General features: G+C 67.6%; 25 protein-coding genes and 1 riboswitch. Of the genes, 14 read left to right on the forward strand and 11 right to left on the reverse strand.

The window, feature by feature from the left end; all coding sequences use genetic code 11:
• Nucleotides 1-70: 70 nt before the first annotated feature.
• The 3 genes from AD72_RS17590 to fgd all read left to right on the forward strand — a co-directional run bounded on the left by AD72_RS17590 (nucleotide 71) and on the right by fgd (nucleotide 2,740).
• Nucleotides 71-856, forward strand: a complete 786-nt coding sequence (locus AD72_RS17590; protein WP_031467614.1) for an IclR family transcriptional regulator — start codon at nucleotides 71-73, stop codon at nucleotides 854-856.
• Between the two features lie 71 nt (nucleotides 857-927).
• Entirely contained in the window at nucleotides 928-1,689 is a 762-nt protein-coding gene (cobF, locus tag AD72_RS17595; RefSeq protein WP_031467615.1) for a precorrin-6A synthase (deacetylating), read from the forward strand.
• 49 nt (nucleotides 1,690-1,738) lie between these two features.
• Nucleotides 1,739-2,740: a glucose-6-phosphate dehydrogenase (coenzyme-F420) gene (gene fgd / locus AD72_RS17600; RefSeq protein WP_031467616.1), complete on the forward strand. Its 1,002-nt coding sequence runs from the start codon at nucleotides 1,739-1,741 to the stop codon at nucleotides 2,738-2,740.
• Here fgd and AD72_RS17605 read toward each other — a convergent pair.
• The 5 genes from AD72_RS17605 to AD72_RS17625 all read right to left on the reverse strand — a co-directional run bounded on the left by AD72_RS17605 (nucleotide 2,697) and on the right by AD72_RS17625 (nucleotide 7,924).
• A complete protein-coding gene (locus AD72_RS17605) occupies nucleotides 2,697-3,524 on the reverse strand; it encodes a sulfite exporter TauE/SafE family protein (RefSeq protein ID WP_031467617.1) in 828 nt (275 codons plus the stop codon). The two genes, fgd and AD72_RS17605, sit on opposite strands and share 44 nt — an antisense overlap.
• Complete coding sequence (locus AD72_RS17610) at nucleotides 3,524-4,219, reverse strand: FadR/GntR family transcriptional regulator (protein WP_082469000.1); 696 nt, start codon at nucleotides 4,217-4,219, stop codon at nucleotides 3,524-3,526. Before AD72_RS17610 ends, AD72_RS17605 begins: the two co-directional genes overlap by 1 nt.
• 102 nt (nucleotides 4,220-4,321) lie before the next feature.
• Nucleotides 4,322-6,604: a 5-methyltetrahydropteroyltriglutamate--homocysteine S-methyltransferase gene (metE, locus tag AD72_RS17615; RefSeq protein ID WP_031467619.1), complete on the reverse strand. Its 2,283-nt coding sequence runs from the start codon at nucleotides 6,602-6,604 to the stop codon at nucleotides 4,322-4,324.
• Between the two features lie 111 nt (nucleotides 6,605-6,715).
• Nucleotides 6,716-6,928, reverse strand: a riboswitch (cobalamin riboswitch).
• A 33-nt stretch (nucleotides 6,929-6,961) separates the two neighbouring features.
• A complete protein-coding gene (locus AD72_RS17620; protein ID WP_031467620.1) occupies nucleotides 6,962-7,279 on the reverse strand; it encodes a hypothetical protein in 318 nt (105 codons plus the stop codon).
• 51 nt (nucleotides 7,280-7,330) lie between these two features.
• Nucleotides 7,331-7,924: an RNA polymerase sigma factor gene (locus tag AD72_RS17625; protein WP_051898722.1), complete on the reverse strand. Its 594-nt coding sequence runs from the start codon at nucleotides 7,922-7,924 to the stop codon at nucleotides 7,331-7,333.
• A 76-nt stretch (nucleotides 7,925-8,000) separates the two neighbouring features.
• Between AD72_RS17625 and AD72_RS17630 the strand changes: the two genes are divergently transcribed.
• The 7 genes from AD72_RS17630 (at nucleotide 8,001) to AD72_RS17660 (ending at nucleotide 16,963) form a co-directional block, all read left to right on the forward strand.
• Nucleotides 8,001-8,702 carry a GntR family transcriptional regulator gene (locus AD72_RS17630; protein WP_031467622.1) on the forward strand — a complete coding sequence of 234 codons (702 nt, stop codon included), beginning with the start codon at nucleotides 8,001-8,003 and terminating at the stop codon, nucleotides 8,700-8,702.
• A 258-nt stretch (nucleotides 8,703-8,960) separates the two neighbouring features.
• Entirely contained in the window at nucleotides 8,961-10,187 is a 1,227-nt protein-coding gene (locus tag AD72_RS17635; RefSeq protein WP_031467623.1) for a glycine cleavage T C-terminal barrel domain-containing protein, read from the forward strand.
• A gap of 19 nt (nucleotides 10,188-10,206) precedes the next feature.
• A complete protein-coding gene (locus AD72_RS17640) occupies nucleotides 10,207-11,046 on the forward strand; it encodes a methylenetetrahydrofolate reductase (RefSeq protein WP_031467624.1) in 840 nt (279 codons plus the stop codon).
• A 16-nt stretch (nucleotides 11,047-11,062) separates the two neighbouring features.
• Nucleotides 11,063-12,754: a formate--tetrahydrofolate ligase gene (locus AD72_RS17645; RefSeq protein ID WP_031467625.1), complete on the forward strand. Its 1,692-nt coding sequence runs from the start codon at nucleotides 11,063-11,065 to the stop codon at nucleotides 12,752-12,754.
• Nucleotides 12,755-12,776: 22 nt separating this feature from the next.
• Entirely contained in the window at nucleotides 12,777-15,263 is a 2,487-nt protein-coding gene (locus tag AD72_RS17650) for a GcvT family protein (RefSeq protein ID WP_031467626.1), read from the forward strand.
• A gap of 3 nt (nucleotides 15,264-15,266) precedes the next feature.
• Nucleotides 15,267-16,013, forward strand: coding sequence for an electron transfer flavoprotein subunit beta/FixA family protein (locus AD72_RS17655; RefSeq protein WP_031467627.1), 747 nt, complete (start codon nucleotides 15,267-15,269; stop codon nucleotides 16,011-16,013).
• Nucleotides 16,013-16,963, forward strand: a complete 951-nt coding sequence (locus AD72_RS17660; protein WP_031467628.1) for an electron transfer flavoprotein subunit alpha/FixB family protein — start codon at nucleotides 16,013-16,015, stop codon at nucleotides 16,961-16,963. The genes AD72_RS17655 and AD72_RS17660 overlap by 1 nt, the downstream gene beginning before the upstream one ends.
• 4 nt (nucleotides 16,964-16,967) lie before the next feature.
• On the opposite strand, the gene AD72_RS17665 is transcribed toward AD72_RS17660, so the two are convergent.
• On the reverse strand, nucleotides 16,968-17,423 hold the full coding sequence (locus AD72_RS17665) for a MarR family winged helix-turn-helix transcriptional regulator (RefSeq protein ID WP_051898723.1): 456 nt from the start codon (nucleotides 17,421-17,423) through the stop codon (nucleotides 16,968-16,970).
• 88 nt (nucleotides 17,424-17,511) lie between these two features.
• Between AD72_RS17665 and AD72_RS17670 the strand changes: the two genes are divergently transcribed.
• Complete coding sequence (locus AD72_RS17670; protein ID WP_031467630.1) at nucleotides 17,512-18,732, forward strand: FAD-dependent monooxygenase; 1,221 nt, start codon at nucleotides 17,512-17,514, stop codon at nucleotides 18,730-18,732.
• Here AD72_RS17670 and AD72_RS17675 read toward each other — a convergent pair.
• A complete protein-coding gene (locus AD72_RS17675) occupies nucleotides 18,693-19,418 on the reverse strand; it encodes a GntR family transcriptional regulator (protein ID WP_037346193.1) in 726 nt (241 codons plus the stop codon). The genes AD72_RS17670 and AD72_RS17675 overlap by 40 nt on opposite strands.
• 131 nt (nucleotides 19,419-19,549) lie before the next feature.
• Between AD72_RS17675 and AD72_RS17680 the strand changes: the two genes are divergently transcribed.
• Nucleotides 19,550-20,398, forward strand: coding sequence for a fumarylacetoacetate hydrolase family protein (locus AD72_RS17680; RefSeq protein WP_031467632.1), 849 nt, complete (start codon nucleotides 19,550-19,552; stop codon nucleotides 20,396-20,398).
• Nucleotides 20,399-20,400: 2 nt separating this feature from the next.
• Nucleotides 20,401-21,324, forward strand: a complete 924-nt coding sequence (locus AD72_RS17685) for a VOC family protein (RefSeq protein ID WP_031467633.1) — start codon at nucleotides 20,401-20,403, stop codon at nucleotides 21,322-21,324.
• A 21-nt stretch (nucleotides 21,325-21,345) separates the two neighbouring features.
• Here AD72_RS17685 and AD72_RS36650 read toward each other — a convergent pair whose 3' ends face one another.
• Nucleotides 21,346-21,483 carry a hypothetical protein gene (locus tag AD72_RS36650; RefSeq protein WP_156365242.1) on the reverse strand — a complete coding sequence of 46 codons (138 nt, stop codon included), beginning with the start codon at nucleotides 21,481-21,483 and terminating at the stop codon, nucleotides 21,346-21,348.
• Between the two features lie 337 nt (nucleotides 21,484-21,820).
• Between AD72_RS36650 and AD72_RS17690 the strand changes: the two genes are divergently transcribed.
• Entirely contained in the window at nucleotides 21,821-22,231 is a 411-nt protein-coding gene (locus AD72_RS17690) for a hypothetical protein (RefSeq protein ID WP_031467634.1), read from the forward strand.
• Nucleotides 22,232-22,417: 186 nt separating this feature from the next.
• Here AD72_RS17690 and AD72_RS17695 read toward each other — a convergent pair whose 3' ends face one another.
• From AD72_RS17695 to AD72_RS17705, 3 genes are read right to left on the reverse strand one after another with little or no spacing between them, the layout of a single operon-like run.
• Complete coding sequence (locus AD72_RS17695) at nucleotides 22,418-24,109, reverse strand: DUF885 domain-containing protein (protein ID WP_051898724.1); 1,692 nt, start codon at nucleotides 24,107-24,109, stop codon at nucleotides 22,418-22,420.
• A 33-nt stretch (nucleotides 24,110-24,142) separates the two neighbouring features.
• Nucleotides 24,143-25,555: an MFS transporter gene (locus AD72_RS17700; RefSeq protein ID WP_082469002.1), complete on the reverse strand. Its 1,413-nt coding sequence runs from the start codon at nucleotides 25,553-25,555 to the stop codon at nucleotides 24,143-24,145.
• Entirely contained in the window at nucleotides 25,545-26,009 is a 465-nt protein-coding gene (locus AD72_RS17705; RefSeq protein ID WP_031467637.1) for an SRPBCC family protein, read from the reverse strand. Before AD72_RS17705 ends, AD72_RS17700 begins: the two co-directional genes overlap by 11 nt.
• Nucleotides 26,010-26,239: the final 230 nt, after the last annotated feature.

Raw genomic sequence — 26,239 nt, forward strand, 5'->3', positions numbered from 1 at the left:
TAGCGCACCGATGCCTAGTTGATACCCCCAGGCCGACTGCGCGACGTGCGGGATGCGATACCGTTGCGTTATGAGCAACCCAACGGACAGGCGGGGAAGCTCGACAGCGGTGCAGTCGGTTGACCGTGCCATCACTGTGCTTGAGTTCCTTGCGAAACAAGGAGAAGCGGGTATCACCGAGATCGCGGGTGAGCTCGATGTGCACAAGTCCACGGCATCCCGGCTGGTTTCGGTATTGCAGGCGCGCGGGCTGGTCGAACAGCTCGGCTCGCGTGGGAAGTACGCCATTGGTATCGGGATCGTCCGGCTCGCGGGAGCTGCGAGCAACCGGACGGATATCGCCTCGTTGAGTCAACCGGTCTGCGAGCAGCTCGCCGAGGAGCTCGGTGAAACGGTGAACGTGGCGATCCTGAACGACGACGGGGTCGCGGTGAACATCGCGCAGTCGCGTTCCACATCCGCGATCGCCACGCAGAACTGGATCGGTCAGCGGACCGCGCTGCACGCGACGTCGAGCGGAAAGGTACTGCTGGCCCATCTTCCGTTGGCGCGCAGACGTGCCCTGTTGCGGCGCAGGCTCGAGGAGTTCACGCCGAAGACGATCACCGACAGCGCGGAACTGAGCACCGAGCTCGACTCGATCGTGCGGGACGGTTACTCCTGGTGTTTCGAGGAGCTGGAACTCGGCATGCACGCGGTCGCGGTTCCGGTACGCGGGGACCACGGTGACGTGGTCGCGGCACTTTCCGCCTCCGGGCCCGCCTATCGGCTCACCCGCGAGCGCATCAGGCAGGTCAGCGTGGAGATCATCCGGGCGGCGCGGGAGCTCTCCGCGAATCTCGGCTACTGGGACTGATTCGGCGGTCACCCGGGGTGCTCGTGGGTAGCTCCCGGGTGCCGAACCGCACTCGCGCATAATCAGCCATTGTGCGGAATATTGTGCTGATCGGAATCGGCGAAGGTGACCCGGAACATCTGACGGTGCGCGCTGTCGAGGCGATGCGCAGCGTGGATGTGTTCTTCATCCTGGACAAGGGCGAGCGCAAGAAGGAGCTCGTGGACTTCCGCGCCGAGGTGCTCGGCCGGTACGTGCCCGAGGGCGGGTACCGCATCGCGGAGGCGAACGACCCGCCACGGGACCGGTCCAGCGCCGAGTACGTGTCCGCGGTCGAGGACTGGCGCAAGCGGCGGGCGGACGTCTGCGAGCGGATGATCGCCGAGGAGCTCGGCGAGGACGAGACCGGCGCATTCCTCGTCTGGGGCGATCCGACCCTCTACGACAGCACCCTCGGCATCCTCGAGGACATTCTCGCGCGCGGCACGCTCAGCTTCGAGTACACCGTGATTCCCGGGGTCAGCAGCGTCTCCTCGCTGGTGGCGCGGCACCGCACCGGACTGAACCGGATCGGGCGTCCGGTGCAGATCACCACCGGCCGCAGGCTCGCCGAGGGGTTCCCGGACGGCGTGGACGACGTGGTCGTCATGCTGGACGCGCACTGTACGTTCGCCGAGATCGAGAACGCCGGAATGGAGATCTACTGGGGCGCCTATCTCGGTACTCCCGAGGAGGTCACGGTGTCCGGCACGCTGCCCGAGGTGGCCGAGGAAATCAAGCGGGTCCGCGCCGAGGCCCGCGAGCGCAACGGCTGGATCATGGATACCTACTTGTTGCGCCGCAACCCTGGGTAGCGATCCGCAACATTGGCGGGGTCCGCGCGCTGCGTGGCAGGATGACGTAGTGAAGATCGGTTACAAAGCATCCGCGGAACAGTTCGGCCCCCGGGATCTCGTCGAGTACGCGGTGCGGGCCGAAGAACTTGGCCTCGACAGTGTCATGGTCTCTGATCACTTCCAGCCCTGGCGGCACAACGGCGGGCACGCACCCTTCTCGATGGCCTGGATGGGCGCGGTCGGGGAGCGGACCTCGCGGGTCCAGCTGGGCACCAGCGTGCTCACCGCGACCTTCCGGTACAACCCCGCGGTGGTCGCGCAGGCCTTCGGCACCCTCGGCTGCCTGTTCCCCGGCCGGGTGATGCTCGGGATCGGCACCGGCGAGGCACTGAACGAGCTGGCCGTCGCCAAGTTCGAGTGGCCCGCCTTCAAGGAGCGGTTCGCGCGGCTGCGGGAATCGGTGCGCCTGATGCGCGCCCTGTGGGACGGCGAACGGGTCAGCTTCGACGGCGACTACTACCAGACCGACAACGCCACCGTGTACGACCGCCCGGACGAGCGCATCCCGGTGTTCGTGGCCGCCGGTGGGCCGGTCGTCGCGAAGTACGCCGGCCGCGCCGGTGACGGATTCATCTGCACCAGCGGAAAAGGCCCGGAACTGTACACGGACAAGCTGCTTCCCGCCGTCGAGGAAGGGCTCTCCGCTGCGGGCAAGGAACCCGGCTCGATCGAGAAGATGATCGAGATCAAGCTCTCCTACGACCGCGATCACGAGCGGGCCATCGAGAACACCAGGTTCTGGGGACCGCTCGCGCTCTCCGCCGAGCAGAAGCACAGCCTCTCCGACCCGGTGGAGATGGAAAAGGCAGGCGATGCCCTGACCAGTGAGCAGATCGCCAGCCGGTGGATCGTCGCCTCCGATCCGGAGGAAGCGATCGAGAAGGTGAAGTTTTACCTCGACGCGGGCTTCGACCACCTGGTGTTCCACGGCCCGGGCAACGACCAGGAGCGGTTCCTCACCCAGTTCACCGAGGATGTGGTGCCGAAACTGCGGGAGCTCGGCGCATAGCGAACAGTTCGCGGATCGCCATCGCGATGGCGAACGTGCCGAACACCAGGGAGAGCACCGTTCCGGACAGCGCGAGCGCGAGCAGGGCGCCCGCGATCGCGCCCGGGACGGCCCCGAGATTGAGCAGCACGGACAGCCGCCCGTCCGCGGTGCCCTGGCGCAGGTGCACGACGGTGCTCACGATCGAGGTCGGCAGGAACATCAGCAGCGAGGTGCCCTCCGCGGTGTGCAGATCGGTGCCGAACAGCAGCACGAGCGCCGGTACCGCGAGCAACCCGCCGCCGAGGCCCATCGCGCCCGCCCAGGCACCGATGAGCACCCCGGTCACGGTGGCGAGCGGGAGCACGAACCAGAGTTCGGCGAGCAGCTGCTGGCTGAACAGCGCCGCACCGCCACTGGGATCGAGCCCGAAGGCGTCCAGGAACAGCTTCGTCCCGGTGACCAGCAACACCGCGAGGAACAGCACGCGCAGCAAGGTTTCCGGGAGCCGGGTGAGGAGTTTGGCGCCGAAGAACCCGCCGATCACGCTGCCCAGCATGAGGCCGGAGCCGCTGCGCAGATCGACTCCGCCGCCACCGAGGGCGAACACCACCGGGCCGACCAGGCACACCGCGATGTTCGCGGCCGCCGAGGTGCCGTGCAGCACCGCGCGCGGCAAGGTGGTGAGCCGGTCGAGGGCGGGCACGTAGATCACGCCGCTGCCGCCGCCGAGCAAACCGCCGACGGCCGCGCCGATCCCGCCGAGGACCGTGGCACTCGCCGTGCCGAGCCGGTCAGTGGCCATCAGCCGGTTTCCCGCAGCGGGGAGGAGATCGAATCCAGATTCGCCAGGGTCGCCGCGATCGCGGCAGCCGCATCCCCGCGTTCGATGGCCGCGAGCAGGTCCGCGTGCGCGCAGGCGGTGTCCGGCACATCCGCGTCCTCGGTGATGCGGTCCAGCGTGGCCGCGCGGATGGTCGGCAGCACCGCGTCGTAGAGCCCGAGCAGCAGGGCGTTCCCGGACAGCGCCACGATGCCCCGGTGGAATTCCAGGTCGCTGTCCACATAACGGGCCGCATCGCCTGCCTGATTGCGTTCGGCGAGCTTGTCGCGCACCGCGCCGAGTTCCCCTGGGCGGGCCCGCGCCGAGGCCAGGCGCGCCGCCTCCACCTCGATGCCCCGGCGCACTTCGTAGACCTCCAGCAGCCGGGCCTTGCGCAGCAGTTCGCCCACATCCGGTTCGTTCTTGGCTTGCTCGAGCACGAAGGTGCCCGAGCCGTGGCGTACCTCGAGCAGCCCGTCACGGGCGAGCAGCCGGACCGCCTCGCGCACCGAGGACCGCCCGACGCCGAGCTCGGCGGCGAGAGCGGACTCGTTCGGCAGCTTCTGCCCCGGCGCCCAGCGCCGTTCGCGCAGCTGTTCCCGGAGTGCCTGCTCGATCTGCGGCACGATCGGCCCGTGATTGATCCGGTGCACCGCGCCCTGGTTGGCTCCTGTCACGGGAAGGAGCCTAGCAAGTCGTCAGACGTCTGAGAAGTAGGTGCTGATATGTCGACAAATCGGCGGGGCGAACCGTCCGGTCCACCCCGCCGATCGAGAGCCTTACCGCAGTGCGGTGGCCGCGCCGACCATGTTCCGCAGTGCCTTCTCCACCTCCGAATAGCCGCGGGTCTTGAGGCCGCAGTCCGGGTTGACCCACAGGCGTTCCGCGGGCACCGCTGCCTTGGCGGCGCTCAGCAGCTCGGACTGCTCACCGAGCTCGGGAATGCGCGGGGAATGGATGTCGTAGATGCCCGGCCCGACACCCCTGGCGAACCCGATCGCGCGCAGATCCTCGAGTACTTCCATGCGTGAGCGGGCCGCTTCGATCGTGGTGACATCCGCGTCCAGCCCGTCGATCGCCTCGATCACATCGGCGAACTCCGAGTAACACAGGTGCGTGTGGATCTGGGTCGCCGCAGCCGCACCGGATGTGGCCAGCCGGAAGGAATTCACCGCCCACTCCAGGTAGGCCGGGCGCTCGCTTTCCCGCAGTGGCAGCAGTTCGCGCAGCGCGGGCTCGTCCACCTGCACGACGCGGATGCCCGCGGTCTCCAGGTCGTGGATCTCGTCGCGCAGCGCGAGTGCGACCTGATCGGCGGTCGTGGCCAGTGGTTGGTCATCGCGCACGAAGGACCAGGCGAGGATCGTGACCGGACCGGTGAGCATGCCCTTGACCGGTTTCTCGGTCAGCGACTGGGCGTAGGTGCTCCATTCGACCGAGAGCGGGGCGGTGCGGGATACATCCCCGTGCAGGATCGGCGGGCGCACACAGCGCGAACCGTAGGACTGCACCCAGCCGTTCTCGGTGGAGAAGAAGCCTTCCAGCCCTTCGGAGAAGTACTGCACCATGTCGTTGCGTTCCGGCTCACCGTGCACGAGCACGTCGAGCCCGATGCTCTCCTGGAACTCGATCACCTCGCGGATTTCGGTGCGCATCCGCTCGGTGTAGGTGGCCTCGTCGATCTTGCCGTCCCGCAGTTCCGCGCGTGCCTTGCGGATCGAGGGCGTCTGCGGGAAGGACCCGATCGTCGTGGTGGCCAGCGGCGGCAGGTTCAGCCGGGCCTGCTGCGCCTGTGCCCGGCTCGCGTAGTCGACCCGCTTGCGCTGTTCCGGGCGCAGTGCGGCGATCCGGCCGCGCAGCTGTTCGTCCTTGCGCGCCCGTGCGGTGGCCTTGCGGACTCGATCCGAGGCGGCGGCCAGTTGCTCGGCGATCCCGGAGTCCTCGTTTTCCATGGCGCGCCCGAGCAGCACGACCTCGTCGACCTTCTGCCGCGCGAACGCCAGCCGCTCTCGCAATTCCTCGTACAGCGCCGGTTCCGCGTTCAGGTCGTAGGGCACGTGCAGCAGCGAACACGAGGTGGACACCGCGAGCCCGCCGACCGAACCGAGCAGTGCGGCACAGGTCGACGCGGCCGAACGCAGATCGGTGCGCCAGACGTTGCGCCCGTCGACCACCCCGGCGACGAGGGTCTTGTCCCGCAGTTTGCCAAGCGAGGCAACGCGATCCACCGTTTGCGGCGCGGTGACCAGGTCGAGTGCGATGGCCTCGATACCGGTCTCGGCGAGTACCGGGAGTGCGTCGCCGAGATCGCCGAAGTACCCGGCGACAAGGAGCTTCGGCCGGTTCTGCTGGCCGCTGAGCCGATCGTAGGCCCGGCGCAGGGCATCGAGTTCGCCGCTGGAGCGGTCCGCGGCGAAGGCCGGTTCGTCCAGCTGCACCCACTGCGCCCCGGCCTCGGCCAGTTTACCGAGCAGTTCGGAATAGGCTTCGAGCAGCGGATCGAGCAGATCGAGCGGGTCGAACCCGGCGGGCGCGTGCGGGGCGGCCTTGGCCAGTAGCAGGAAGGTCACCGGGCCGAGCAGCACCGGGCGTGCTTGCACACCGGCCGCTTTCGCCTCGGCGTATTCGGTGAGCGGCTTGTCCCCGGCCAGGCGGAATTTCGTGTCCGGGGCGAGTTCGGGGACCAGGTAGTGATAGTTGGTGTCGAACCACTTCGTCAGTTCGAGCGGGGTGACCTCGGCGCGCCCGCGAGCCATGGCGAAATACTCGTCGAGCGCGCCGAGGCCGAGTTCACGGAACCGTTGCGGTACCGCGTCGAAAAGTACCGCGGTGTCGAGCACGTGGTCGTAGTAGGAGAAGGTGTTGCACGGCACCGAATCGAGCCCGGCAGCGGACAGCTCGGAGATCGTTCCGGCACGTAGTTCGGCGGCGACCTGTTCGAGTTGTCCGGCGTCGATGCGCTCGGCCCAGTACCGTTCGACGGCACGTTTGAGTTCCCGGCGCGGCCCGATCCTCGGGTAGCCGAGTACGGTCGAACCGATCGTCGATTTTCCTTGCTCCATGGGCTCTCTCCTCGCGAGCTCGCGGTGTTCCGGCGGCCGCGCGGGAGTGGTGGAGGACAGGTGGGCAGGACAGCGCCGCACCACGTCCGCCCTTGCCGCCCTCGAGGCCGTCGGACTTGCACACCGATGGCAGGTCTTCGGACTCGCGGGCACCCACCGGATCCGGTGGACCTACTGGCCGTCGCTTCCCGGGCCGTGCCCAGTGCTCCATGACGGCGGTCGTTCCCGCTCACCGCTGCGGGGCAGTCCCAGATTCACACTGGGTTCCCTCTTGCCTCACTCGCCCCTGGGATGGGGCGGTGAACCATCAGCGCGTTCGAGCATAGCAAGAATCGCACGTTTTCCAAGCGAGTTCCGTCACGCGGGAACCACGCAGGGTGCGCGCAGTTCGGCGATGCGCTGCCGGTATTCGGGCAGGGTGAATTCGGGTTTGCCGTGGTGGATGTGGACTTGCTTGGGTGAGGCTTGGCGGTCTGTCGCAGTCCGGATGCGCACATCCCCGTTCGCAGGCGATCCGGTGTAGCTGCGTGACGAACTCGCCGCCAACTGAACGATCTCGTCGAACGCATCGGCGTCCCGTTCACTCGGGCGCCGAAGCTCGGGTCCGCAGCCTTTGTTCAGCTCGTCGAGGACACTGCGTAGTCTCAGCCCGGTTTCGGTGGGGATCTGTGCCAAACAGTTCTCCGCGCCGCCGCGCCTCAGTAACGGATGAGAGCCGCCGATCCGTCAGCTCACTCCGAAGAACTCCTTGATATCACTGGGAATATCGAATGCCAGTGCGCGAATTGCCCTGTGCTGCAAGGCTTTGACCGCTCCCGGGGTGCGGTTCATCATCCGCGCGGTTTCCACGACGCTGTATCCGTGGAAGAACCGCAGCACGAGGCAGTGGCGCCGGGACGGATCCAGGTTGTCCAGCGCGGCCCGGACCGCGGCGCGGGCGATATCGGCGAGCACGATCGAATCGGGCTGTGGTTCGTACGCCCCGGTTTCCGGGTTCTCGTCGGTGAGCACTTCGCGGCGGCTGCGCCCGGACTTCAGATGGTCGAGCACGATGTTCCGCGCGATGGTGGCGAGCCAGGCTCCGATGTCGATTCCCCGATAGCGCAGCGAATCCATCCGGGCGAGGGCGCGCACGAAGGTCTCGCTCGTGCAGTCCTCGGCGAGTACCCGATCCCGGGTGAGCGTCAGGCACTGCCCGAAGACCTGGGGTGCGTAGTGCCGGTACAGCGCGCCGAAGGCGGCCATGTCCCCGGATTGGGCCGAGGACACCAGCGACCAGGTCCCGCTGTCTTCCTGGAGGTCGGTGAGCACCGCAGTCATCGACCAGCTCCTTCGATAGCCGAGACGTAGATCATATATGATAGAGGACAGATAATCCAGGCTCAAAGGAGAGACGATGGATGCGGGCAAACCGGGACTGAACCGGCGACAGCTTTCCGATGAGGTGGCCGCGCATCTGCGGGATCGCATCATGTCCGGGGAACTCAAGCCGGGCAGCTACATCCGTATCGATCAACTCGCCGGCGAGCTCGGGATCAGCGCGACCCCGGTGCGTGAGGCGCTTGCCGCGCTGCGCGGTGAGGACATGGTCTCGCTGCAACCGAGCAAGGGGTTCGCGGTGAATCCGCTTTCCCGCCGCGATGTCCAGGATCTGTTCCAGGTGCAGGCGGACATCGCGGGACGGCTCGCCGGGCGGGCGGCCGCCCTGGTCTCCGCGGAGCAACTCGAGGAACTGACCGGGATCCAGGCCGAACTGGCCAAGGCGGTACGGACCAAGGACGCGGAGCGGATCGAACGCCTGGAGTTCGCCTTTCATCGCGGGGTGAACCTCGTCGCGGACTCCCGCAAGCTCGCCTGGGTGCTCCGCAGTGCCTCGCTGTATCTCCCACAGTCCTTCTACTCCTCGGATGCGGGCTGGCGGCGCGGACTGGGCACCGCGCACCGCGCGATCCTCGAAGCACTGCGTGCGGCCGACGAGCAGGCTGCCCGCTCCGCGATGGCCAAGCACGTGCTCGACGGTGAGCGGCGGCTGGTGAAGCATCTCGACGAGGGCGGGATCTGGGCCGCGGACCAGCCCCGGTACGTGGCCGGGCGATGACACAACGCTGGAACGAGTCAGCCGATCGCGGACGCGGTCGTAACACCTCCGGGCGGCGCTCCGTATCTCCCGGACGCACCCTGTAACCACCGGAAACCGGTAAAAATTGGGTCTTGACAGCCCTTGACGAGGCTTTCTGAGCCGGTCCACACTTGTTGCATCAGCCACAACTGGCTGCATCATACGCAACTAAATAGCTTCTCTAAACTACTCCCTTGCGCAGCCGGTGGGGCGACCACCGGCGTCAGGAGGCGAGCGATGACGGACGTGCTCAAGCCGCGGCTCGCGAACGATTCGACTACGGATTCGACGCAGCAGGTCGTCGACAAGCCAGCGGTCATGCTCTACACCCGCCTGCGGAAATCCCCGTACTTCTGGGCTTCCCGGCGGCACGGTGTGGCGATGTACAGCGTGTACAACCACACCTATCACCCACGCCACTACGGCGATCCGGTTGCCGAGTACTGGACACTGCTCAACGACGTGACGATCTGGGATGTCGGCGTCGAACGGCAGCTGGAGATCTCCGGGCCGGACGCGCTCGCGTTCACGAATACGCTCGTGCCACGCGATCTGCACAAGTGCGCCGTCGGCCAGTGCAAGTACGTGTTCATCACGGCACCGGACGGCGGGATCGTCAACGACCCGATTCTGCTCCGCGTCGAGGAGGACCGGTTCTGGCTCTCCCTCGCGGACAGCGATGTGGGCCTGTGGGCACTGGCGCTCGCCCATGCGGGCGGCTGGAATGTGCACGTCGGCGAGGTCGATGTGGCACCGATCCAGATCCAGGGTCCCAAGGCCAAGGCGGTCATGTCCGATCTTTTCGGTCCCGAAGTACTGGACATGCCGTACTACGCGCTGCGCCACGACACCATCGACGGGATGGATGTGGTGATCAGCCGCACCGGGTACAGCGGCGAGATCGGTTACGAGATCTATCTCTACGAGGCGAGCCGGAACGCGGTCGCCCTGTGGGACCGGGTCTGGGAAGCCGGGCAGCCGCACGGGATCCGTCCGATCGGGCCGTGCCACATGCGGCGCATCGAAGCGGGCATGCTCGCCTACGGCTGCGATATCACCCTGGACACCAATCCGCTCGAGGTCGGCTACGACTACAAGTGGATGGTGGACCTGAACCAGGAAGCCGATTTCATCGGTAAGGAAGCGCTGATCCGGGCCAAGGAAAAGGGCGTCTCCCGATCCATGGTCGGGGTGGAGATCGAGGGTCCCTCGGTCGGTTCGTACAACGACGGCTCGATGATCGAACCGTTCAGCGTGCAGGACACCGCGGGCACCGTGATCGGTTCGGTGACCAGCGCGTGCCACTCCCCGAGGCTGGAGCGCAACATCGGGCTCGCGATGGTGCCGATCGAGCACACCGCGCTCGGTACCGAACTGCGGATCCTGACCCCGGAGGGAGTCCGCGGCGGAACCGTCGTGGAGAAGCCGTTCGTGGATCCCCACAAGGACACCCCGAAGAGTTAGCGATACCAAGGGGGTCACCATGACCGAATCCCTGACGAGAGCGGGAAAGCGGCGGGTCCGGGCTGCCCTGCTCGCCGCTCCGCGCTATGAGGTGATGCCGCTTCGCGGGGTGCTCGACAAGACCGCCGAGCTGCCAACGGGGGCGACGGTCACCGTGACCTCCTCGCCGAGCAGGGGCGTGCGGGAGACGATCGAGCTCGCGGAAAGCCTTGGCGCGCTGGGATTCGACGCGGTGCCGCATCTCGCGGCGCGGCTGGTGACCGATCGTGCCGAGCTCGCCGATCTGCTCGACCGGATCGCCGCTGCCGGGATCCGGGATGTGTTCGTCGTCGGCGGTGATGGCGCGCAGCCGCTCGGCGAGTTCGAGAGCGGGCTCGATCTGCTGCGCGCCATGGCCGAACTCGGCAAGCGCCCACCGCGGGTCGGGGTTCCCTCCTATCCGGACGGGCACCACGCGGTGACGTTCACCGGCATGCTCGATGCGCTCGAGGCGAAGCAGGAGTATGCCGACTACACCGTCACCCAGCTCTGTTTCGATGCCGAGCTGGTGTGCCGGTTCGCGGAAACCGTGCGGGGCAGGGGAATCCGGCTGCCGATCATCGCGGGCGTTCCCGGGGTGGTCGATCCGCGGAAACTGCTGCGGGTCAGCATGCGCATCGGGGTCGGGGACTCGGTGCGATTCGTGCGCGGAAACCGTGCGGTGGCCGGGAAACTGCTGCGGCCCGGTGGATATCGCCCGGATTCGCTGGTGCGCAAGCTCGGCGCGCACGGCGAGATCGCCGGACTGCATGTGTACACGTTCAACCACATCGGTCCGACGGTGCGCTGGCTCACCGCGCGCCGCCGAGCGGTGGCCTGAAGGGGGTGGCACCACGATGTCGACGAATCTGGAGATCTCGCGGAACGCGGTACGCCGGCCGTTGACCGAACTCGGCGCGGAAATGGGAATCCGCCCCGGGCTGCTCGAACCCTACGGGGACGCGGTCGCCAAGATCTCGCTCGACGCGGTCGAGGAACTGAAATCCCGCCCGCGCGCGAAATACGTGGTGGTCTCCGCGATCACCCCGACCCCGCTCGGCGAGGGCAAGACGACCACCACGGTCGGGCTCGGCCAGGCGTTCGCGCACATCGGCAGCCGAGGAGTGATCGCGATCCGCCAGCCCTCCATGGGCCCGACCTTCGGCATCAAGGGCGGGGCTGCCGGCGGCGGGTACTCCCAGGTCGTCCCGATGGAGTCGATGAACCTGCATCTGACCGGGGATCTGCACGCGGTCACCGCCGCGCACAATCTACTGGCCGCGATGGTGGACAACCATCTGGACAAGGGAAACGCGCTCGATCTCGACCCGCACTCCATCACCTGGCGGCGGGTGCTCGACTCCAATGACCGCGATCTGCGCCAGATCGTCACCGGCCTCGGCGGGCCAGGGGACGGCAATCCGCGCCAGACCGGGTTCGATATCACCGCGGCGAGTGAGGTCATGGCGGTGCTCGCGCTGGCCACCTCACTGCGTGATCTGCGGGACCGGCTCGGCCGGATCGTGGTCGGTTACGACCGCGCGGGCCATCCGGTCACCGCGGAATCCCTGCACGCGGCGGGCGCGATGTGCGTGCTGCTGCGGGAGGCGATCAAACCGAACCTGATGCAGACAGTGGAACAGACCCCGGTGCTCGTCCACTGTGGACCATTCGGGAACATCGCGCACGGGAACTCCTCGATCGTGGCCGACCTGATCGGCATCCATGCGGGCGACTACCTGGTCACCGAGGCCGGGTTCGGCGCGGACATGGGCGCGGAACGGTTCTTCAACATCAAATGCCGTGCCTCGGGACTGGTGCCGGACGCCGCGGTCGTGGTCGCCACGGTGCGCGGGCTCAAGGCGCACTCCGGGAAATACCGCATCGTCGCGGGGAAACCACTACCCGAGGAATTGCTCGCGGAGAATCCCGATGACGTGTACGCGGGTGCGGCGAACCTCCGCAGGCAGCTGGCGAACATCCGCGCGCACGGGGTCACCCCGGTCGTCGCGGTGAACGCCTTCCCCGGTGACTATCCGAGCGAACATCGCGCGATACTGCGAATCGCCACCGAGGAGGGGGCCCGTGCCGCGGTGAGCACGCATGTCGCGGACGGCGGAAAGGGTGCGGCGGCGCTCGCCGAGGCAGTGGCCGATGCCTGTGCGACACCCTCGGAGTACCACCCGCTCTATCCGGATGACCTGTCCCTCGTGGACAAGATCGACACGGTCGCCCGGCGGATCTACGGGGCGGACGGGCTGGACATCTCCCCGCTCGCCAAGCGCCAGCTGCGCGGCTACGAACGCAACGGTTTCGGGAATCTCCCGGTGTGCATCGCGAAAACGCACCTCTCGCTTTCCGCGGACCCGGCCCGCAAGGGCGCACCGAGCGGCTGGCTGCTCCCGGTTCGCGAGGTGCGCGCCTCCGCGGGGGCCGGATTCGTCTACCCGATCTGCGGGGAAATGCGCACCATGCCCGGGCTTTCCTCGACACCGGCCGCCGAGCACATCGATATCGACGAGTCCGGCCAGATCGTCGGGCTGTACTAGGAGCCTGCACTAGGAGCTTGCCATGGCTGAACTTCCCGACCGCGCCACCGTCGTCGTCATCGGAGCGGGAATCGTCGGCAACTCGCTCGTGTACCACCTCGCCGACCGCGGCTGGCGGGACATCGTGTTGCTCGACAAGGGGCCGCTGCCCGATCCGGGCGGTTCGACGGGGCACGCATCCAACTTCATCTTCCCGGTCGACCACTCCAAGGAGATCACCTGGCTCACGCTGGATTCGATGCGCCAGTACGAGAAATTCAACACGCTCACCACCTGCGGTGGGATCGAGGTGGCCCGCGAACCGCAGCGGGTCGAGGAACTGAAGCGGCGCATGGCATCGGCGAAGTCCTGGGGCATCAACGCCGAACTGATCAGCCCGCGGCGGACGCACGAACTCATGCCGTTCCTCGATCCGGGAGTGATCCTGGCCGGATTCCACACTCCCTCGGTCGCGGTTGTCGACCCGCTGCAGACCGGGGTGCTCATGCGCGAACAGGCGAGCCAGCTCGGCGCGCTGCACACCGCCGCGAACACCGAGGTGCTGGCCATCGAAACCACCGATGGCCGGATCCGGCGGGTGCGCACCGATCGCGGGGACATCGAGACCGACACCGTGGTGATCGCCTGCGGGGTGTGGAGCCCGCGGCTGGCCCGCATGGCCGGGGCACACATCCCGCTGACCCCGGCGGTGCACCAGATGATCGATGTCGGCCCGATCCCGGAACTGGAGAAGACCAACGCCGAGATCGCCTATCCGATCGTGCGCGATATGGATCCGCTGATGTACGAACGGCAGAGCGGCGCCGATCTGGAGGTCGGTTCCTACGCGCACCGCCCGATCCTGCACGAGCCGGATGAAATCCCCTCGATCGCGGCAGCCGCGCTCTCTCCGACCCAGCTGCCGTTCACCGATGCGGATTTCGACCCGCAGATGGAGCAGGCACTCGAACTGTTCCCGGACATCCTCGGGGACCCCGAAGCCGGGATCCGGCACGCGATCAACGGGCTGCTCTCGCTCACCCCGGACGGCGGCCCGCTGCTCGGCGAGACCCCCGAGGTGCGCGGGCTGTGGTCGGCGGCCGCGGTGTGGATCAAGGAGGGCCCCGGGGTAGGCCGGATGCTCGCCGAGTGGATGACCGATGGTGCCCCGGAAATCGACCCGCACGCCGCGGACATCGCCCGGTTCTACCCGCACCAGCGCACCCGCGCCCATGTGCGCGCGCGGGCGAACGAGGGCTTCAACAAGACCTACGGCATCGTGCATCCCCGCGAGCAGTGGGAATCCAACCGGGAACAGCGGCTCTCCCCGTTCCATACCAGGGAAGTCGAGCTCGGTGCGCGGTTCTTCGAGGTCGGGGGCTGGGAACGCCCGCAGTGGTACGAGAGCAACCGGGAACTGCTCGAACGGTATCCGGTCGCGGACCGGCCGCACGAGTGGGACGCCCGCTGGTGGTCGCCGATCAGCACCGCCGAACATCTCGCCATGCGCGAGCACGCCGCCATGATCGACCTGACCGCCTTCGCGCAGTTCGACATCACCGGACCGGGCGCGCTCGAGTTCATCCAGTGGATGACCGTGGCCCAGATGGACCGGCCGGTCGGCAGGATCATGTACACCCCGGTGCTCGCCCCGAACGGCGGATTCCGCAGCGACCTCACCGTGGTTCGTCTGGGGCAGCGGTGGTTCCGGGTGGTCACCGGCGGCGCGGACGGGGCGCGGGATCTCAAGTGGTTCACCCAGAACCTGCCCGCCGATGCCGCACTGCGGGATGTGACCTCCGCGGTGTGCACGATCGGCCTGTGGGGACCGCGCGCCCGGGATGTGCTCGCCGCGTGCACCGAGGACGATGTGTCCAACGACGGATTCCCCTTCGGTACCGCGCGCGAGATCGCCGTCGGTTCGGTTCCGGTGCTCGCCATGCGACTGTCCTATGTGGGCGATCTGGGCTGGGAACTGCATGCCCCCTTCGAACAGGGCGCGCGACTGTGGGACGCGCTCTACGCCGCGGGGCGCCCGCACGGACTGGTGCCCGCGGGAATCGGGGTGTACGGCACCACCGGGCGGCTGGAGAAGGGCTACCGACTGATGGGTGCCGAGCTCGAACTCGAATACAGCCCGGTCGAGGCGGGGCTCGCGCTGCCCAAGGTGAAGAGCGCGGACTTCATCGGCAAGGAGGCGTACCTGCGCGCCCGCGACGGTGAACCGGTCGCCACCCTGTGCACCCTCAGTTATGGTGGCACACAACGGTTTCCGCAGGGCGGCGAGCCGATCCTGACCACCGAGGGCGAGCGGATCGTGGACCGCAAGGGGCGCGGTTCCTACGTCACCAGCGCGGGATCCGGGCCGACGCTGGGCACCTATCTGCTGATGGCGTACCTGCCCGCGCAGTACGCGGTGGAGGGCACCGAACTCACCGTGGAGTACATGGGGGAGCGGTACCCGGTCGTCGTGGCACGGGCCGGGCGCACCCCGCTGTTCGATCCGGACGATACGCGAATGCGGGTGTGAACCATGGATGTGCTCGTCTGCGTGAAACGGGTGCCCGCCTTCGGCGCCGAGGTCGTGCTCACCGAGGACGGCGAGCTCGACACCAGGCACCTGGGGTTCACCATCGGACCGCACGAGGAATGCGCGGTGGAAGAGGCGGTGCGGATCGCGGAGCGGACCTCGGGTTCGGCCGGGGTGCTCACCGTGGGACCGCCGGAGGCCGAGGAACAACTGCGGTATGCCATGGCCATGGGCGCCGATCACGGGGTGCTCGTCGAGGGCGCGGGGGAGGATCCGCAGGCGACCGCGTCCGCGATTCTCGCCGCGCTGCGCGAAATCGGCCCCTATGACCTGCTGTTGTTCGGCAACGAATCCGCCGATGCCTGCCAGTATCAGGTCGGTGCACGCGTCGCGAACGGGCTCGGCCTGCCCGTACTCGCCGGGGTGAAAGGGATCGAGCTCGGACCTGAGGAAGTCACGCTGCGCCGGGATGTCCCGGACGGTGTCGAGGTGTACCGGGCACCGCTGCCCGCCGTGGCCGCCGTCGCGGAAGGGCTGAACCTGCCGCGCTATCCGAGCATCAAGGGCCGGTTGCGGGCGAAAAAGGCGCCGCTGCACCGGATCTCGCCCGAAGTGGCGGCGGGCGGCCTGCGCGCGCTGCGGTTGCGTACCCCGCCGGGAATCGGCACCGAGACCAAGGTACTCGGGAGCGGGGCCGAGGCGGCCGATGCCGTGCTGAGCGTGCTCGAGGATCTGGGGGTGTTGCGCTGATGTTGCTCGTCCACGTCGATGTCGACAACGGCACCGTCGCCGCCGATTCGGTCGAGGCACTGCGGTTCGCGGCGGCTTTCGGTGCGGCGAACGGGATCGAGGTCGCCGCGCTCGCGTTCGGGGACTGTGCGGAATCCCTTGGCCCGTACGGCATCGGCACCCTCCATGTGGTGCGCCACGAACTGCTGGACGAGCATTCCCCGCAGCTCGAATCCGCCGCACTGGCCGGACTGATCACCGAGCTCGCCCCGGAGGCGGTGTTCGCGCCGGGATCCGCGCACGGCAACGAACTGCTCGCGAACACGGCCGCGCGCCTCGGGCTGCCGTTCGCCGCCAACTGCCTGGAAATCGGCACCGGCGAACCCTGGACGTTGACCAGGAGCCGCGGTGGCGGGGTGCTGTTCGAGGACGCCGAACTCACCGCGGAGGTCAAGCTCTGCAGCATCGGGCAGGGCGCGGCGATAGTCACGAAAACCGTGGCGGTACAGGAGACTTCGGTGACCGAGCATGTTCCGCAGCTCGATCCGGAGCTGCCGAGGGCCCGGCTCGTGGAGCGCACCGAACGCGGCGGCGGGATCAGCCTCGCGACCGCGCCCGTTGTCGTGTCGGGCGGGCGCGGTGTGGGCAGCGCGGAGGGATACGCCGCGCTCGAGGAACTCGCCGCGCTGCTCGGCGGGGCCGTCGGATGCTCGCGGGTGGCCACCAACAACGGCTGGCGTCCGCACAGCGATCAGGTCGGGCTCACCGGGACCAAGATCGCGCCCGAGCTCTACATCGCCTGCGGGATCAGCGGGGCCACCCAGCATTGGGTGGGTTGCATGCACGCCAAGCACATTCTCGCGATCAACACCGATCCTGAGGCGCCGATGGTCACCCGGTCCACCTATGCGGTGCTCGGCGATGTGCACGAGGTGATCCCGGCGCTGGTGGCCGCGATCCGGGCGCGCTGAGTGCTCACTCCTCCCGGAAACTGCGGTCCAGTGCCTCGGTCACCTCGGCGAGGAACTTCGTGGCGATGGCCTGCTCGGACTCACTGAGCGCGCGGGACACCGCGTCGATCCGCTGGATCGCGGGCAGCCAGGCCGAGACCACCAGGTCCCGGGCGGCCGCCGTGGCGGTCATGGTCACCCTGCGGCGATCCGTGTCGCTGGGGGCTCGCTCGATGTAACCGGCCTGTTCCAATCGGTCCACGAGTGCGGTGGCCGAGGGACCGCTGATCGCGAGGCGGCGGGCCAGCTCGGCGGTGCCCATCGGCCCGAGATCGAGCAGGAAACCCAGCGCGGTCAGGTCGTTCCCGTTCATCCCGGTGAGCTTCGCGGCCCGGGTGACCAGGCTGCGGCTGGCGTCGATCAGGTCCCGCACGGCAAAGGTGGTCGCGCTCATCCGGCGCAGGGCCGCTTCCTCGTCCACGTTGCACCGCCCTCCCGATGTTGCTAGTTTGGCTAATAGATAGTTTAACTACATACTTCTCGATTGTCTCGGAGGGGAGCCGATAGCGATGGGCGACCACAGCATCCTGATCTCCGGTGCCAGCATCGCAGGTCCCGTCCTCGCGTCCTGGCTGGGCGCGGCGGGCTGGGATGTCACCGTCGTGGAACGTTTCGATCACCTGCGTGCGGAGGGGCAGAACGTCGACATCCGCGGTGTCGGGCGCCAGGTACTGCGCCGGATGGGCCTCGAGGACGTCGCCATGGCCGCGCACACCGGTGAGACGGGAATGAAGCTGGTGGACGAACACGGCCGCGCGATCGCCGCTTTTCCCGCTGGCACAGACGAATCCAGGGGAGCTACCGCCGAACTGGAGATCCTGCGCGGGCAGCTCGGCGGGCTGGTCTACCGGCAGTCCGCCGACAAGGCGAGCTACCGTTTCGGTGATCAGATCGCCGCGCTGCACGACGATGGCGCCGGGGTGGATGTGCGGTTCCGGAGTGGCGACCGGCGGCGGTTCGACATCGTGGTCCTGGCCGAAGGGCTGCGCTCGCACACCAGGGCGCAGCTCATGCCCGAAGCCACGGTGCACGAGCTCGGCGTCTACACCGCCCATCTGGCGATACCGCGGGCCGAGACCGATGACAGCTGGTGGGCCATGCACCTGTGCGGGCGCGGCAGGCAGGTCTACCTGCGCCCGGACAATGTGGGTGGCACCCGCGCCGCGCTGCAGTTCCTCAGCGATGTGCGCGGACTGGAGCGGCTGGACCGCGAGGACCAGATCGCCTTGCTGCGCAAGACTTTCGCCGACGTCGGCTGGGCGGGGCCACGGGTGCTCGACGCGCTGGACAACGGCTCGATGTACTTCGAAGGCATCGGCCAGATGCGGCTGGACACCTGGAGCAGGGGCCGGATCGCGCTGGTCGGTGATGCCGCCTACTGTGCGTCCCCGTACAGCGGGATGGGGTCCACGCTCGCGCTCACCGGCGCGTACATCCTGGCCGGTGAGCTCATCGGCCAGGATGACCCCCGCCTCGCGTTCGCCCGCTACGAACAGCGGCTGCGCCCGCTCGTCGAGCAGGCACAGCGGCTTCCCATCGGCACCCCGCGCAGCACGGCACCGCGTGGCCGGTTGGAGAACAAGGCCTTCCACGCCGTCATGCGCGCCGGGGCGACCCCGCTCTACCGCGGGATCTCCGGGTTCCTCGGCAAGTTCCGGAAACCGAGCCAGGAAGCGATCACCCTGCCGGACTACCGGATGCCCGGACTCGGCGCGGTTCCGGTGTCCTGACCCGTTCCCGGTTCGTCGGTGGCGACGCTGATCAGCAGCTGCGCGGTGTGCGCGATGTGTTCGCGGATCAGCTCGGCCGCGCGGTCCGCCTCGCGCCCGATCGCGGCCTCCAGCAGCGCGCGGTGCTCCCCGGCGAAGTCCCGGTCGGGTTCCTGGCCGAACGACACCGACCACTGACGGTAGAGCTCGGCCTCTTCGCGGAGGCTGCGCGCGGTGCCGAGCAGCCTGCGGTTGGTGCAGCCGTCGATCAGGGCGAGGTGGAACGCGGCGTGCGCGGCGGTCCATTCGTCGGTGGGGTGGCCGGGTTCGTCCTTGCTGAGGAAGACCGCGCGCTCGAGCACGTGATGTGCCGCGACCGCCCGGGATTCCCACTGCACATCGCCTTCGAGCACGGACAGCCGCAGCACGAGTGACTCGATCTCGACCCGGGCGCGGGTGAGGTCCGCGAGGTCCTCGTGGGACAGCGGGGTCACGATGTAGCCCTGGTGGGCCTGGTTCTTCACCAGTCCCTCGGCGATCAGCCGGGTCAGGGCCTCCCGTGCGGCTCCGACGCTGACGCGGTAGCGCTCGCACAGTTCGGGAAATTTCAGGCGGGAGCCGGGCACCAATCGTCCGCCGAGGATGTCGCTGCGCAGTTCGCGGTGCACATCATCGGTGCGGGTCCCGGCCGTTCCGTGTTTCGCCACGCCTCGCACCCTACCCGATGGTGCGAACATGGGTGTAACTTTCGAAAGTTTATTGACCATTCGATTTGACCGGCGTAGACAGGAAGACATCGGCGGCGAAGCCAGTGCGGCCCTTGACGAGGAGTAGTTGCATGCGATTTGCCTCCCTATCCGGTCGGCTCCACCAGGTCACGGCCCCCGGCCGGGTACTCGATCTGCACACCGCGAGCGGCGGCAGCCTGCCCGCCGATCCGCAGCAGGCCTATGCGCGCTGGTCCGAGGTACTGGACTTCGCGGCGGGAACAGGTGCGGCGGACGGGGATCGTGCGGTGTCCGAGGAGTCCTACGAGAACCCGGTTCCCACGCCACGCCAGGTGTTCGCCATCGGGCTGAACTACGCGGATCACGCGGCGGAATCCGCGCTTGCGGTGCCCGAACATCCGCCGGTGTTCACCAAGTTCGTGACCTCGCTTACCGGGCCGTACGGCAGGATTCCGGTGCCCCAGGGGGAAGTGGACTGGGAGGTCGAGCTGGTCGTGGTCATCGGGGCGCGGGCGCACCGGGTGGCCGCCGAGGACGCGTGGTCGCATGTGGCTGGCCTTTCGGTGGGGCAGGACCTCTCCGAGCGGGTGCTCCAGCTCAGCGGCCCGGCCCCGCAGTTCAGCCTCGGCAAATCGCATCCGGGTTTCGGGCCGATCGGTCCGGTGCTGGTCACCCCCGAGGAACTGCCGGACCGGGACGATCTCGAGCTCGGCTGCCTGGTCAACGGTGAGCAGATGCAGCAGGGCCGCACCAGGGACATGGTCTTCCCGGTGCCCGAGCTGATCGCCCGGCTGTCCGCGGTGACGCCGCTGCTGCCCGGGGACGTGATCTTCACCGGAACCCCGTCCGGTGTCGGTCTTGGCCGCAAGCCCGCGCGCTGGCTCAACCCGGGCGATGAACTCCGCAGCTATGTGCACGGCATCGGGGAGATGCGCCATCAGTTGGTGGAAGGACAGTAGGGATGGCATTACATCGACTGACCGCGATCACCATGGGGGTACCGAATGTCGCGGAGACGATCGCGTACTACACCGATTTCGGGCTGACCCCGCATGCCGAGGGTTGGCTGTCCAGTGTGGACGGTGGGAGACAGCTGCGGGTGCGGCCCGCGCCGACACGGCGGCTGCTCGAGATCGGGATCGGCGCGGAGCACCCGGACGATATCGCCGCGATCGCGCACCGGCTGCGCGCCGAGGGAGCACCGGTCGAGGCGGACGGGACCGGCTTGCGCACCGTCGAACCGGTGACCGGAACCCGGGTCGTGGTCCGGGTCGCCGAAGCGGTCACGCAAGCCCAGGAACCGGCGACGCCGTACAACGGCCCGGGCCGGATCGAGCGGGGCACCGGCCGGGCTCCCGGTCTGTCGCGGGCAACCGCGGTTCGCCCGCGCAAGCTCGGCCACGTGGTGCTCGGTTCCACCGACTACGCGGCGACGATCCGGTTCTTCACCGAGCTGATCGGGTTCAAGACCAGTGACCGGATCAAGGACCACGGCGCGTTCCTGCGCTGTTCCACCGATCACCACAACGTCCTGGTGCTGAACGCGCCGGTGGCCTTTCTGCACCACAGTTCCTGGCAGGTGGAGGACATCGACGAGGTCGGGCGCGGGGCCGCGAGCATGCTCACCGAGCATCCCGAACGGCACGTGTGGGGACTCGGGCGGCACCACGCCGGATCGAATTTCTTCTGGTACCTGAAGGATCCCGCGGGCAATTTCTCCGAGTACTACTCCGATATGGACTGCATCGTGGACGATCAGCTCTGGACACCGGAGACGCTCGAGGGAGCGCGCGGCCTGTTCAACTGGGGACCGCCACCGCCGCCCTCCTTCCTCGCCCCGGATGATCTCGCCGAGATCATGACCGGAGCCCACCAGCCGGACTGAGTAGCCTCGCGCTGCCGGAACTCATGGCCCGCTGATCCGGCGGCAGGCCTCGGCGAACTCGCGCGCCGATCCGGTGCCGAGGCCGAGTACCGCCTCGCGCACCCGGTCCGCGGTTTCCCTGTCGGCTCCGGCGCGGACGTTGTGGTCGAACTTCTCCAACCGTGACGCCGGACGTGCCGACCACCGTGGTCGGGCGGTAACCCGACGTCATGAAACGCCGACCTCGTCACCATCCCGATTCGAAATGTGGCCTGGTCGGCTCGCACGAGTTCTGCGTGGCCAACCCGGACGGCAAATCCGGGCCGTGCATGGGAAATTCGGAGACGCTTCAAGGTTTGTCGAAGTATCGGTGATTACCTTGCCGTGGGCATGGCCGTCCTGTCTACTACGACACGTCCCGTTCAAGAACCGGGACACGCTCACCAAGGCCAATGTTCGCGCATCGGGCACATTATCTGTGTCGACCCGATCCATCCGAGATGAATGGAGTCTCATTATGCGGGTATGGAAAAGCATCGCCGTCGCCGCCGGTTCCCTCGGTATCGCCCTGACTGTCACCACCGGGGGAGCCGCATCGGCGGCTCAGCACACTGACGCAACCTCCGTCACGACCACCTGCCAGGGGTTCCCCGCGGTTGCGAATCTGAACCAGGTCGAGTTCCTCGGTTCCTACAGCTGTAGCGACATCGGGGACAAAGACGTGCAACTCCTCGCTTATATTGACGGCAAATTTGTGACCAAGACGAACAAGATCTGTGGCGGAGTGGAAGGAAATGCCGCCAATGTCTGCGAAGGCACACCTATCTGGTTGAACAAGTCGCCGGGTGTCCACGAGTACTGCACGATCGTGCATGCCCAGTACCTCAATGGCCCTATCGACGAGACCAAGGCCTGTGGTCGTTTCTGACGCACTTTCCGTGAATGGGCTATGTGAGCAGAACCCTTTTGCGGAGGAAGTCGACGTCGGCAGCTGCGGACGGCGTCGGTGAGGGGGAGCGAAAGCTTCACCCAAACTGTCTATAGTGGACAGAAATGCCCTTGTGTCTTCACGCAAAAGGCGCCATAAACCTTGTTCGGGCACTCCCCGGCGATGTCATCCGGCGGTCTGCTCCGTGACGAAGTTTGCCATGTTTTCGCCGACAGCGGTGAATGGGAGGGCACCGGGGCCGAGGATGACCTCGTGGAAGGCGCGGATGTCGAATGCGGGCCCGAGTTTCTGCGCGGCGTGTTCGCGCAGTTCCCAGAACTTGAGGAAGCCGAGGCGGTAGCCGAGCGCTTGGCCGGGCATATCGGTCGAGTAGCGCAGCGTCTCGGTGTGTATTTGTTGCGATGATTCCATGGTCGTGGACGCCATGTACGCGGCAGCTTTCTCCAGGGACCAGCCGAACGCGTTGAGTCCGGTGTCGACGACGAGTCGTTGCGCGGTGAGGCGCTGGTGCACATAGTGGCCGTACCGATCCCATGGGTCGGTGTAGAGGCCCATCTCGGTGCCGAGCGAGGCGGCGTATTCGGCCCAGCCTTCGGTGTAGGCGCCGAGTAGTTCGGGGGCGAACATGCCGCGGATCGGATGCAGTGCGGTGTCTTCTTCTTGGCGCGCGAGGTGGAAGTGGTGGCCGGGGACGAGTTCGTGGAAGATCAGGGTCGCCGCGTTGATCTGGGATCTGCTGTCGAGCCCGGATCCGTTGTAGCGGTAGCGGCCTACGGGGTTGGCTGGTCCTGGTTGTTCGTAGTAGCCGTAGGACAGTCCGGCTTCGAGTTCGGGATCGAGGCGTTCGACTGCGTGCCGCGCCTTGGGCGTTACCGAGAACCACTGTCCGATCCGTGGCTCGATGGCGGCGAGGTGGCGCCGGTAGGTCGCGGCGACGTCCTCGGCGCAGCGGGCGTGGAATCGTTCGTCTGTTTCGAGGATATTCCGGTAGGCGGCTTCATCGCCGTCGAACCCGGTCTCGGAGCGCAGTTGCGCCATCTTCTCGGTGAGTTCGGCAACCTGGGCCTGCCCGATGGCGTGCACCTGCTCTGGCGAGATGTCGTAGGAGGCATACTGACGCACCAGTTGCCGGTAGGCTTGTTCGCCGCCGGGGTATTGGCCGAGTCCGGCCCCTGGCACTGCGGTGTCTCGTGCCGGGCCGTCGAGGTAGCGCAGCAGGGAGTCGATCGCGGGCAGGATGTCGTTGCTTGCGGTGCGGCGCAGCCCGTCGGTGAGCCTGCCTCGCAGTGCGGGGGAGAGGGGCTCGATGCGATGCTCGTCCAGGGTGAGCCACCGCTGCATCGCGGCGCGCAGGCCGACGACGGTGGAGACGAATCCTGGTAACGCCGCTTGGGGGGTTCCCCAACCACTCGCGGCCTGCGCGCGAAGCTTCGCCTCCGCGCCGCGTACTCGTCGAGCGAGATCCCCCGCGAGGGAACGGAAACGCTCGACATCGGTGTTCGGGTCGGTGAAGGTGATCACGTCGAATGCTTGCGGCGCGGTGAAACTGAGCTCGTACATCTGGTAGGGCGCTACCGGGAAGTGCCACCACCACGACTGGTCGGCGCCCGCCCAATGATCGGCGATGAAGTGCAGCAGCGCGGCCGTGTCCCGCTCGTCCCGTTCGAGTGCGGCCTCATCGATCCCGGCGAGTGCCACACGCATGGACCGGCCCATCGCGGCTCGGTCTTCCGCTTCGGCGAGGGATCCGCTCGGCAGATGCTCGACGGGGCGGCCGGTGCGCAGCGTGTAGTGCGGCTCGGTACGCAGGACGTGGTCCCACACTTGGTCGGCGAGGGCGCGGACGGTCGGGGCCATGATCGTCTCCTTGGTCGGTCGGATGCGCACGGTTCAGTGGGCGGCGGTCAGCCGGGCGGGGAGCCGGAAGGACACTGCTGCCACGAGTACGCCTATGGCGCCCGCGCCGAGGAAGACCCAGGTGATGGCGTTCCAGGTAGGCAGCTGGGTGTTCGGAATCAACTCGAGGGCCATGATGGTGGCGGCCAATTGGGCACCGACCGCGCTGCCGACGGCACGCAGCACGTAGGCGAGCCCGGTGACGCTGGCGACGCGGTCGGCGGGAAGCGTGAGCGCGATGATGTTGACGCCCTGGGTGAGCCCGGTGCTGACGGCAACGCCGACCAGTCCGGCACCAACGGCGAGCACGAATGCGTTGGACCGGCCGCTGACCATGATCAGACCCGCCACGAGCAGCAGCGCCCCGGAACCGACCATCACCATGCGCGATCCGACAAGCCGTTCCAATCGGCCGGTCAGCGGGGCGGCGATCGCGCCGAGCACGCCGAGCGGGAACATGATCAGCCCGGTGACGACCGCGGTCGAACCCAGCCCGTACCCGGTTGCTGCCGGTGCGGCCGCGATCCTCGGGACCGCGATCATCAACACCGCCGAGGACAACCCCGCGGCGAACGCGGTCACATGCACGATCAGCACCGCAGAGCCACCCAGCCGCAGGTCCACAAGGGGGTCGGCGACCCGTCGCTCGACGAGAACGAACCCGGCCAGTGCGATGATCGCCGCCGCGCCCAGCCCGATTACGGGAGCCGAGGCCCACCCTGTCGAGGCGACGAACGTGATTCCCATCAGGAGCGCGACCAGGCCGATGCCGAGCAGGGCGGCGCCTGCCCAATCGACCCTGCCGCGCACCGAGGGCGGATAGGAGGGCATCACGATGACCGCGAAGACCAGCAGCGGAACCAGCACGATCAAAGCCATCCAGTACAGCCACTGGTACGAGAGAACGGCGAGGATCGGCCCGGCCAGTAGCACACCGGCCGCGTTGGCGACGGCCATTCCTCCGACGAACAGGCCGTTCGTTCTGCGCAACCGCCCGGGTGGTTCGGTGTCCCGGACGATACCGACGGCCAGTGGCACCAGACCGACCCCGGCGCCTTGCAAGCCCTGTCCGATCGCGAACACCACCACTGACGGGGCCAGCCCCGCTGTCCCGATCCCCACGAAGACGATCGCGAGGACGCCGAGGAAGATGCCTCGCCGGTCACGGATGTCGGCAAGCCTGCTGACGACCGGGGTGGCGACCGCCCCGACGAGCGCCATCGCCGAGATGATCCATCCGGCCTGCGCCTGCGTGGCGCCGATCCCGTGTTGGATGAGCGGCAGCGCGGGCACGATCATGGCCTCGAGCAAGCCATAGACGAGCACGGCACCGACCAGCAGTGTGCTCACCGATCGCGTGCGGCCCTGCGTCGCCGACAGGCCGCTGGCCACCGTTTCATCGTTCATCGGGAGCCACCTCGGCTTCGGCCAGCCGCTTGAGCGTGGCGAGCTCGGCGTCGAAGCGGTGCCGGTTCGCGGCTCGATAGTCGTCTGCGGTCATCACGCCGTCCATTTCGTGCCGGCTGTAGACGTCGTAGCTCACCAGTGTCGAGCCGACCAGTGGGACGAGCTGCCACGCCGCCCACCCTGGATCCTCCGGTGCGCCGGTCGAGAGCTTCACGACTTTGCGGAATGGCGGTTCGAGCACCACCGTCTCGACGGTCAGGCTGTACTCGACGCCGTCGATCACCTCGCGGGCGACCCGGACCTCCCCGACGGCATCCGGCTCGCCGGATTCCCGGACCGGTTTCGCGCCCTGTTTCCAGCTGTCCGTGTCGAGGAGGAATGGCCAGATCGCTACCGGTTCCGCGAGAATCTCGACGACGTTGTGGGTGACGAGGTCGACGATACGTGAGGACATGAATACCTCCAGGTAACGGCGAAGCGCGGTGTCGAAGACGTCGAACCTGGTACACAGCTTGCGGTGTGGCCTCGCCGATGAGAACTGGACAAACGTCGTGCAGTTCGGTGCGGCGATCCGACATCTGGCGCATCCGACGTCTGTCGCGTCCTGTGACAGCGAGTCGCAACGCTTGTCTACGACCGAGAAGCGTCGACGAATCCTAGGCTGAACGGCACCATTGGCGAGGA

It is taken from the genome of Sciscionella sediminilitoris (genome assembly GCF_000737195.2).
Taxonomy (GTDB): Bacteria; Actinomycetota; Actinomycetes; order Mycobacteriales; family Pseudonocardiaceae; genus Sciscionella; species Sciscionella sediminilitoris.

Coding starts and splice junctions, on each gene's coding strand:
- AD72_RS17590 (WP_031467614.1), top strand. CDS start 71: ATGAGCAACCCAACGGACAGGCGGGGAAGCTCGACAGCGGTGCAGTCG.
- AD72_RS17605 (WP_031467617.1), bottom strand. CDS start 3,524: ATGGCCACTGACCGGCTCGGCACGGCGAGTGCCACGGTCCTCGGCGGG.
- metE (WP_031467619.1), bottom strand. CDS start 6,604: ATGGAGCAAGGAAAATCGACGATCGGTTCGACCGTACTCGGCTACCCG.
- AD72_RS17625 (WP_051898722.1), bottom strand. CDS start 7,924: ATGACTGCGGTGCTCACCGACCTCCAGGAAGACAGCGGGACCTGGTCG.
- AD72_RS17630 (WP_031467622.1), top strand. CDS start 8,001: ATGGATGCGGGCAAACCGGGACTGAACCGGCGACAGCTTTCCGATGAG.
- AD72_RS17635 (WP_031467623.1), top strand. CDS start 8,961: ATGACGGACGTGCTCAAGCCGCGGCTCGCGAACGATTCGACTACGGAT.
- AD72_RS17640 (WP_031467624.1), top strand. CDS start 10,207: ATGACCGAATCCCTGACGAGAGCGGGAAAGCGGCGGGTCCGGGCTGCC.
- AD72_RS17645 (WP_031467625.1), top strand. CDS start 11,063: ATGTCGACGAATCTGGAGATCTCGCGGAACGCGGTACGCCGGCCGTTG.
- AD72_RS17650 (WP_031467626.1), top strand. CDS start 12,777: ATGGCTGAACTTCCCGACCGCGCCACCGTCGTCGTCATCGGAGCGGGA.
- AD72_RS17655 (WP_031467627.1), top strand. CDS start 15,267: ATGGATGTGCTCGTCTGCGTGAAACGGGTGCCCGCCTTCGGCGCCGAG.
- AD72_RS17660 (WP_031467628.1), top strand. CDS start 16,013: ATGTTGCTCGTCCACGTCGATGTCGACAACGGCACCGTCGCCGCCGAT.
- AD72_RS17670 (WP_031467630.1), top strand. CDS start 17,512: ATGGGCGACCACAGCATCCTGATCTCCGGTGCCAGCATCGCAGGTCCC.
- AD72_RS17680 (WP_031467632.1), top strand. CDS start 19,550: ATGCGATTTGCCTCCCTATCCGGTCGGCTCCACCAGGTCACGGCCCCC.
- AD72_RS17685 (WP_031467633.1), top strand. CDS start 20,401: ATGGCATTACATCGACTGACCGCGATCACCATGGGGGTACCGAATGTC.
- AD72_RS17690 (WP_031467634.1), top strand. CDS start 21,821: ATGCGGGTATGGAAAAGCATCGCCGTCGCCGCCGGTTCCCTCGGTATC.
- AD72_RS17695 (WP_051898724.1), bottom strand. CDS start 24,109: ATGGCCCCGACCGTCCGCGCCCTCGCCGACCAAGTGTGGGACCACGTC.
- AD72_RS17700 (WP_082469002.1), bottom strand. CDS start 25,555: ATGAACGATGAAACGGTGGCCAGCGGCCTGTCGGCGACGCAGGGCCGC.
- AD72_RS17705 (WP_031467637.1), bottom strand. CDS start 26,009: ATGTCCTCACGTATCGTCGACCTCGTCACCCACAACGTCGTCGAGATT.